Source organism: Ruegeria sp. CDSB117 (assembly GCF_059611005.1).
The window spans coordinates 1-8999 of sequence record NZ_JBXWOS010000047.1 but is presented as its reverse complement, the minus strand read 5'-3'; the positions used below and the strand labels follow the sequence as shown (position 1 = coordinate 8999).

Genomic DNA, 8999 nt, shown 5'->3' with positions numbered 1-8999 from the left:
ATGTTTGCTGAGATCGCAGGATAACTGCGTCTAGAATATCGCTGGCTCTGGTCGTTCCAAAAGTTTGCGACACAACCGTTCTAATGAAACCAAATGGTTCGAAGCTCTGGCGTCAGAAGTACCAGATTGCTGGGAAGGAACGCACGATTACACATGGTGCCTATCGCCAGACAACAGCTGATTCCTTCGATCACCGGAACAATTACGCCACTGACTTAGCTGCATAGACAACGGCGAAGTACATCGCTTCAGAACGTAAAGATCAACCTGACAATACTATCCCCGTTCTGATATGGCTCAGCGACCCCCAACAAATTCAGGAGAAACTATCCTCTTTGAGCTTCCTATTTGTTTCTGCATTTGCATCAACTGGTGCAAGAACAGACTTAAGCCGTTTGGTCGTTCCCGGTAGGGTTCGGCGGTCGGATTCCAACGACCTTGCGGGACTATTGCCCGTGAAGAAAATTTACCTTAACTCATTATAAAATATTGATTTTATTAAACCTTGCAGAACGAGACACGTCACCATTGATCAAATTTGTGGGGCAGATTTCGCAACTCAGCAAAATGTTTTATGTTCAGACAGGCGCACAGCTTTCTCGCCCAAAAGCATTGACAACATACAGGACCTAAACCCTTAAGATTTGGTTACTTAGCCAAGCTAGAGTGGCCAGAGTGGATTCTGCGGGCGACATTGTCTAACCGTGCCCTGGATCCGATTGGAAGACAGGTGACAGCAAACCCCGGCGAACGTTTTCCTGTGTCCGGGAAGCACAGGCAGCCGCTTTGGCAAAGTGTAGTTTGGAACGATGAAAAATTGCAGAATTGCAATTCAAGTTTCGCGAGAACCAGTGTGCAGAGTTGCCTCTGGTGGCTCGGGGCCCACTTCGGGTCATTGCGGGTAACCGACGGGAACTGTAAATGCAAAGTCTGCTCTGGTGCAGATGTAGTGAGTTGTAACAAGTGAAGAATTTAAAGAATGAGAAAAACTGAACGCCTGGCACGTCTCAAAACTTCTGGCCGCAAAATTGGCAGTTGCAAACGATCCCCACGTGGCCACTTCATAGCCGGGTTGAGCGATCAGACCTTATCGCTATCGCCAAGCCTCGGGGCCTTCGATGCCTATCCCAGGGTCGGAGCGGTGATTATCGGGTTGGGCTCGCTGGCAGTATTGTTCAGCAGTGATTTGGCCACAGCAGGCAATTGTATGGAAAGCGTCCCGCTATCGGGCAACTGGAGCTGCAATTCACCTGCAAACCCCGCAACAGACGCCACTCAGAACCTTACGCCCGGTGCAATAGGCGGCGGATTGAACGTTACAACGAATGCCGGCTTTGGCATCACGACGACGACGGGAAATGCGTTCACACTGGAAAACACCGGCGCCGCTACGGGCGATATCGTTTTTACCGATACAAACGGTTCTGCGATAGCCGGTCAACTGAGCGGATTGGCTGTAACCAACCGCGGCACCGGCTCATTGCAAGTTAAGTCGAATGGCGCTGTTTCAGGCCAGCAACAGCACGGCATCTGGGCGGGAAATGCAACGACAGCAGCCAACCTTTCTGTAACAACCGGCGACGTTACCGGTCTCCGCAGCGCGCTTCGGGCACAACATGATGGAACAGGCGCGCTGACGATAGACGCCAACGGCACCATTGTCAGCCGCAACCAGCGAGGAATTGACGCCCGGACTGCGAACAGAGCCACCGGTGGAACGAACATCTCGACAATGGACGTAACAGGTGCCACTGATGGGATTTTCGCGCGCCATCTTGGAACAGGTGCGCTGCAAATTACAGTAGTTGGTACAGTTTCCGGAACCGGCGTCGATGGCATTCGGGCAAGTAACGCCGGGCAGAGTTCGGATGTGACGATTTCCGCCAGAACTGCAAGCGGCGCACGAGACGGTATCTCCGTGATCAACAATGGAAGTGGTGCTCTGTCCATTGGAAGTGCAGAAAGCGTCTCGGGAAACACCGGCAGAGGGGTCGACGCACGGAATGCTGCCACAGCTACAAATCTGACAGTTTCAGTTCGCAACGTTTCTGGTGGATCAGAAGGGATTTTCGCGCAAAACCTTGGCACCGGCACTTTGTCCATAACCACAAACGGCAACGTTTCCGGCGGTACCGGCTATGCTATTGATACAGAAACAAACACAGGGGCGCGGACCGAAATTGCTCTCAATTCCGGGACAAACGTTTCCGGGACCTCCGGCCTCGCAATCCGCAACAACGGCGGGGACTCCGTCACGACGCTGAATTCCGGGGCCAGTGTGAACGGGGCAGTGCAGCTAAATGCCGGAAGAGACGAGTTTGTATTGGCCGGCGGGGCATTGGGCGCCAATACAATCCTCTCTGGCGGAGACGGCTTTGACACTGTTTTTCAAACCAACCAAAACTATGATTTGGTTGGAAAAAATATTCATAATTTTGAATCTTTTGTCGCAGACAGAGGCCGCCTTTCGTTCAATGACAACTTTGTCGTCATAGGCGACGGGTCGGCATCAACCGGGCTGTTCCTTCGCAACGGGGCGATCCTGAACGCCGGGACTCAATTTGCATTGATGGGCAACCTTAACCTCAGCAGCGGCGTGTTCCAGGCGGCCGGGGGTGGATCGGGCGCATACACAGTTTCCGGCAATGTGACCAACAACGGGACCATAACCACCCAGGACGGCGCTGTGGGCGATCAGATTACGATACGCGGGGACTATGCCGGCTCGGGCCAAATTCGCCTGGACACGTCTCTCGCAGGCCCTGGCTCGACTTCTGATCGCATCGTTGTAACGGGGAACGCATCAGGCACCGGAACTGTGAATGTACAAAATGTTGGTGGCCAGGGTGACGTCACCCAGACCGAGATCGAAGTTGTTACCGTAGCAGGTGCATCCACCGCGAATTTTACACTTTCGGGCGGAAACTTCGTAACGCCGTCTGGTGAAGGGGCTTTGATTGCCGGTGCCTATGTCTACACCTTAAGACAAAACAGCGCCGGTAACTGGAGTTTGGTTTCAGGGACCGGAAATACACCTTTCTTCCAACCCGCGATCCCGGTTTATGAAACCTATGCGCGCAACCTTCAGGCGTTGAACGCGTTTCCGTCGCTGAGGCAAAGAGTTGGCGATCGGCACGAAAGAGCTCTTGCAAGCATGAATTCGGCCGATGTCGTAGACGATATCGATGCCGGCTCGCCGCTGTGGGTGCGCCTTCAGGGCTCGGACCTGCGTGTCGATCCACAAAACAGTTCGACGAACGCGCGCGCGGATATTGATGTCTTCAATATCTCCGGCGGCATGGACTTCTTGTTGCTCTCGGGTTCGAACGGATACCTCGTCGGAGGCCCGACTTTCGAATACAGCAAGGCAGACAGTTCTGTAAGTTCAAGTTTCGGGAATGGCCGCATCGACACCACCGGCTACAGTTTCGGCCTCGCCTCGACCTGGTACGGGCATTCTGGCTTCTATGTGGACGGCCAGCTGAAATACAACTGGTATGACAGCGACCTGACATCGGACTCTCTGGGTGAACTGATCAACGGGAATAACGGAACCGGCTACGGCGCTTCGATCGAGCTGGGCAGGACATTCGAGACTGGCAACCGTTTTAGCATCACACCGCAAGCACAGCTTAGTTACACTTCGGTTAACTTTGACAGCTTTTCCGGCCCAAATGGAGAGCGGGTGGACCCCACCAGCGCCAAAAGCACTCTGGCCCGCCTGGGGATATTGGCCGAGTATCAAAGTGGAAATGATCAACAGCCGGGGTCAATCTACGGGCTATTCAACCTCTATCACGAATTTGAAGGAAACGCTCAGGTGTTAGTATCCGGAAGGGAAATTTCCAGTGACCTCGACGCGTGGGCCGCAGAAATCGGAGCCGGTACTTCATATGCATGGAATCCAACAGCCAGCGCATATGGTGAGATCAGCTATGCCACCGGATTGGAGGATTTCGGGGATAGCCGGCGCATCCAGGTAAATTTGGGCATCAATGTTCTCTTCTGAAACCTGGTCGGGTATCCCTTCAAGGTATCGGAGAACAGCGCGCCAGGGTGACCGTTTGTGCCGCCTCATAAGGCCTTCTCCGTTCGGGTGGCAATCTGACCTATTCCCCAAAAGTCCAAGAGCTTGGCTGCACTGCACACGGCGGTGAAATCATTCCGGGGTAATTGATACTGAAACGTCAATTCAGGCGCACAAGTCCTGCGCGAGAAGCAGCAGAATGAAATCCGGATTGCGCAGTTTTCGGGCGACTTTCCAGTCGCTGGATTCACCCTTTACTTGAACGAAAACCATATCTGAATTGCATGCTGAAATTGGTGCCCGGCAAGAGCGGTGTATCAGGTGCTCCACGGCGCTCTGAAATACCCTCTGTAATTCGGTCGCCTAGGGGAGCTTGCAAACGATCTAACTCATGAACATCAAAGGGTTTTCAACCTTTCGGTCAAACGCCTGACCCGGTAGCGCCACCTACCCTTACGCTCACCCGAGGTTTCAATATGTTGCAAACTCAATACGCCATGCAAAAATTATATGGCGGGCAGTCTTTATTGAAGACGAAGCAGCTGCAAAGCCCTAGTCTGTGGATCAATAGGGTGAAATGATAAAACCCCGCATTTGGTGGGCATCCGGGACAAAAGCTGCATTGAGCAAAACACTGCGGCATAATGATAGAAATAAATTGAGGCCATAGTGGGACGGTATCTGATCTATCGCGGCTTTCTTGCTGGTGTGTGTTCTGTCTTTTGCGGTATGCCCGTCGCTGCTCAGGAGGGCGGGACGCAGGTAGTTCTGGGCTTTAGCCAACGCTTTGTAACCGACGACAATCTGGATCTCGATCCTGTCAGCCTTGGAAGAACGACATTCGCCGAGACCGGTCTGTCCCTGAATTTGAACCGCGAGACTCCGCTCGACAGGTTCAGTTTTGGAGCATCCGCAGTGGTGCGGGCGGTGGATGGTCCAGGTGCGCAATCGGGGTTCGACGATCAGCGGCTCGATCTGACCTACGGTCGGCAAGGCGCGAATTCCGGCTTCAGCTTCAGCGCCGGATACCTTCAGTCCAACATTGAATTTCTGCGGCCCCTTCAGGACTTTGAAACCTCCGGTGGCGAAATATTATTGCCGCCGGATCTGGACGATCTGAACGGGACCGGGAACCGGGAACGCTTCAGAACCGGAGCGGGGCTTGAACTTGGGCGAGGAGGTCCATTCGAAGCCAGATTCGCGGCGGAATACCTGGCGCTGAAATACACTGACACAACCGACCCCGGGTTGTTTGACAATGAACGCACCAATCTGGGCGCTGATTTTGGCCTGCGGTTGTCGCCAACGGTCACAGGGACTTTTGGTGGCGCCTATCGGCTTTACAACGCCGACGATACTGAAGACACGCGCAGGGAAACGGTCAGAAACTATATTGGCCTGAACTACGCGATTACTCCGATCTGGAATCTTGATGCGCGCTTTGGCTATGCCACCATTGACACCCGTGAATTTGGCACAACAACGCGGTCGGATGGACCCGAGGGCCTGGTTCGGTTGGTCAGAGAGATGCCCAATGGATCAGTCAGCGCCGAGGCCGAGCAATATGTTACCGAAGACGGAGAGATCCGGACACTTAGTGTCGGACGTTCTTTCACTTTGCCCACAGGGGATTTTGCGGCCTCCATCGGCGTCGCCGATTCCGAATTGGATCAGTCAGCAGTCATAGGATCACTCAACTGGCGTCAGGAAACGGCGCAAGGGGAGTTCAGCGCCTTGTTCCGGCGCTGGGTTGAATTTGACGAAGAAAAAGGCAACGTCCTAAGGACCGGACTGTTCCTAGGATACAATTATCAGATCAACAGCGTATCAGGCATTGTTTTGGACGCGGGCTATACGATCAGTGAAGAAATAAACAACCAGATTGACCGGGCCGACTTTGTTGCCGCGTATCAGCATTCGATTACAAAGGACTGGGCCGTTCGCACAGGTTACAACTATCGCATGCGCAACGAACGCGCGGAACCACGCGCCAATTCTCATTCCGTGTTCGTTACGCTGGGACGAGATTTTATGGTTCGGCCCTGACATTTAGGATTTCCCCCACAGAGAATCGCGTGGATCAGCCAATTTTCCATCGGATCGGGTACATATTTAGTCAAGGCGAGCTTATTCGTTGCCTCAAATGCAACAGTAAGCGCTGTTAGGTTTCAATGTTGAAACTTTTGATGGAACTTAGAGTTACTTGCCCGAACCCCCAGAAATTAGTATGATATTTGATGGTATGTTAGTAGTGAAGGTAACGGGTATGGACGAGAAACAAGACGTTATCGAAGACGTTGAACGTCGCGAGGTGATGTCAGCAATCCTGAAATATTCTGCGGTAGTGGGCGGCGCTTCGACGGTGGTGCTATCAGCGTCCGACGCGGTGGCTAAATCGGCGGCCAGTGGCTCTCCGAAAAAGAAACCGAGAAAATTCAAGAATCGCTGGGGCAAACCTAGGAAGTACTGGCGCAAACCCAAGAAACGGACGCGCAGATCGCGGTTTTGGTAATATCTCGCCAAAGCGGCCTTTCTTAGAGATCTAGGTTTTGTAAATGCAGGCCCCGGTGCTTTCCGCAATGGAGGTTAGGGCCTGTATCTGTCGGGATTTGTTAAATTGATTGATCTTGGTGAGATCCGATGCCCCGCCTCGAAGCTGGAGGTTGTTGATGTCGGTAAATCCTTCGCTATGCACTCACCAGCCAGTGGATCTATAGTCCTGACCAACATGTTAGGGCGTGCTGTGCTGGACGAAATTCTATACGGTAATAGCCCCGGAGATTTAGCGGAGGACGAGGCCAAAGCAATTTCGGCAATTGTTGATGACTGGAAGAATGCCGGTTTGTTTGACGATAGACCGCGCCCTTTCCCGCGCCCCCCTCTGGAAGTCCGGGAGGCGATTACCCAGGCTGTGAGTTACAGGTCAGCGAAGGGTCAGTTCAGCGTTGAAACGGACAGCCGGGAATTGACGAGGGAACTTGATGAGATTCTGTTTTCCTACAGTGATGACGCGGGCGAAGTCGGACCCGCTAAAACGTTCCGCTGTGTGGCTGACAAAAGCGGTCAACTTGCGCTGAGTTTTCAGGGCAAACCAATTTGGAGTCGAACAGACCGGGACGAGGCCAGATTTCTTTTGCTCAAAGAGGCGGCACAGGCCTTGTGTGGCGAAGGTGAAGTTGGGGCAGTTTTACATGGTTCCGCAGTTTCTGGCCCCTCAGGAAAGGTTCTGGCGTTCATTGGCGAAAGTGGCCAGGGCAAATCGACCCTGTCTCTGGGGCTCGTGGCCAATGGCTGCCATTCTCTTGCAGACGATCACATCCCACTCGCATGTGACGGGCGTTCTGTTCTCGCGTTTCCCACTGCCGCTGCTGTCAAATCCACCGCATACAACCTGCCAGAAATTCGACAGCTGTTTGGCCGATTTGAACATCACAAAAGCACCAGAGATGGCGTTACTTACATCCACTTGCCCACAGGTTCCCCCGCTGGTGCAAGCAAACCGATCTGCGCTGTGATCGTTCCGCAATATATGGCCAGCACAAAACCGGGTTTGGAACGCGTGTCGCCGGAAGAAGCCTTTGCCACCTGCATTCGGTCAGGCGCCCGCCCCTGTCGCGCAAGTCCGCAAATCAACTCGATTTCAACGCTTTGCAACACAGTGCCATTCTATCTCCTCAAGTTTTCGTCGTCGTCCCAGTCGATTCCCATTTGCCTCGACCTTCTGGCAAAATGAGGGATGTTGTCGGGCAAATATCGGTCACGCACAAAGCGATCCTGCTGTTGACCCGCACCTACTTCTCAGGGCAGCCGGATGAAGGCCTGGTGACCGCGCTCAAACACGCGCGGCCCGAGCACCTGGCAAGAGTGGCTCAAAACAACCACGTCCACGCGCTGGTGGGAAAAGTTCTGGTTGAAAACCAGGAATTGATCAGCACCGTCCCGCGGGACCTTTTTCTCTATTTCAGGTCAATGCACGAGGCGAACGCAACGCGGCTAACACAAGCGAAACAGCAACTACACTCAATCCGCCAGGCCCTGTCACAGGCCGATGTTCCGGCAGTGGTCATGAAGGGTGGAGGTGACGCGTTGGACCCCCTGCATAAAGACTCTGCAATTCGCTTTGTCGGCGATCTTGATATTCTGATACCGCAGGAACTGGTCGGGCCGGCTAAGGATGCATTGCTTGGCATTGGCGCAGAATCTCCGCCCACCGCCACCTCCTCCGCAAATTCGGATCTAAACTGGCGCGGTACCCGTATCGTTCAACATCATCTTCCGAAAATTATCCACGCGGACTGGGAGCTTCCGGTAGAGTTGCACACAGCAGTTGGCCGAGGCACGATGGATCGTCTATTACCGGCACGCGACGTTCTTTCCCGTGCCCAAGAAACGTCCCTGCCTGGCCTTTACATAATGTCACCTGAAGATCGCGCGTGCCATCTGATATCCCACGCCCTGTATCACTACGGAACCTTCGATCTAAGGTCTTGGATTGACTGGACCAGCTTGCGTAGCAGATGCGATATAAAAAAAGTGAACGCACATTTGACGCAATTCGGGATGGAGACTGTCGTCGCTGAATTCGAGGCTATGGCGACTTACCTGACACAACCAGCGCAGAAAGATACAAGTATCTGTAATAACCCCCATGTGGACGAAGCCATATTGAGGTTTGGCAGCACGCGAAGTCGAAAAATACAATACGCCCCACAACTGATCGCCCGAAAATCCCGGGCATTGTTGAGGTCTCCCGAGTATCGGAACCACATCCTGAAGCAGGTTATCCACCTCTCCTGGTGGCGAGATTTCTTCAGAACTCATGCCACCATATTCAGGAATTTAAGGTGAACCCCTGCCGAGCGCATCAGAACATCTGACAAGCCGTTGGGTATTGGGTGTCCGTCCGGTGAATGCGACCAGTTAATGTTGAGCGGTTTCTTCGACGTAACACCACGGCATGAGTTCATCGAGG

5 protein-coding genes are annotated in these 8999 nt (G+C 53.3%); all 5 read left to right on the top strand.

Annotation, left to right across the window (positions count from 1 at the left end):
- Positions 1–979 precede the first annotated feature (979 nt).
- The 5 genes from AC2FJC_RS23255 to AC2FJC_RS23235 all read left to right on the top strand — a co-directional run bounded on the left by AC2FJC_RS23255 (position 980) and on the right by AC2FJC_RS23235 (position 8875).
- On the top strand, positions 980–4009 hold the full coding sequence (locus AC2FJC_RS23255) for an autotransporter family protein (protein WP_496742037.1): 3030 nt from the start codon (positions 980–982) through the stop codon (positions 4007–4009).
- A gap of 687 nt (positions 4010–4696) precedes the next feature.
- Positions 4697–6073: a hypothetical protein gene (locus AC2FJC_RS23250; RefSeq protein WP_496742035.1), complete on the top strand. Its 1377-nt coding sequence runs from the start codon at positions 4697–4699 to the stop codon at positions 6071–6073.
- Positions 6074–6293: 220 nt separating this feature from the next.
- Positions 6294–6539, top strand: a complete 246-nt coding sequence (locus tag AC2FJC_RS23245; RefSeq protein WP_170516129.1) for a hypothetical protein — start codon at positions 6294–6296, stop codon at positions 6537–6539.
- A gap of 105 nt (positions 6540–6644) precedes the next feature.
- Positions 6645–7760 carry a hypothetical protein gene (locus AC2FJC_RS23240; RefSeq protein ID WP_496742033.1) on the top strand — a complete coding sequence of 372 codons (1116 nt, stop codon included), beginning with the start codon at positions 6645–6647 and terminating at the stop codon, positions 7758–7760.
- Positions 7757–8875, top strand: coding sequence for a nucleotidyltransferase family protein (locus AC2FJC_RS23235; RefSeq protein ID WP_496742031.1), 1119 nt, complete (start codon positions 7757–7759; stop codon positions 8873–8875). The genes AC2FJC_RS23240 and AC2FJC_RS23235 overlap by 4 nt, the downstream gene beginning before the upstream one ends.
- Positions 8876–8999: the final 124 nt, after the last annotated feature.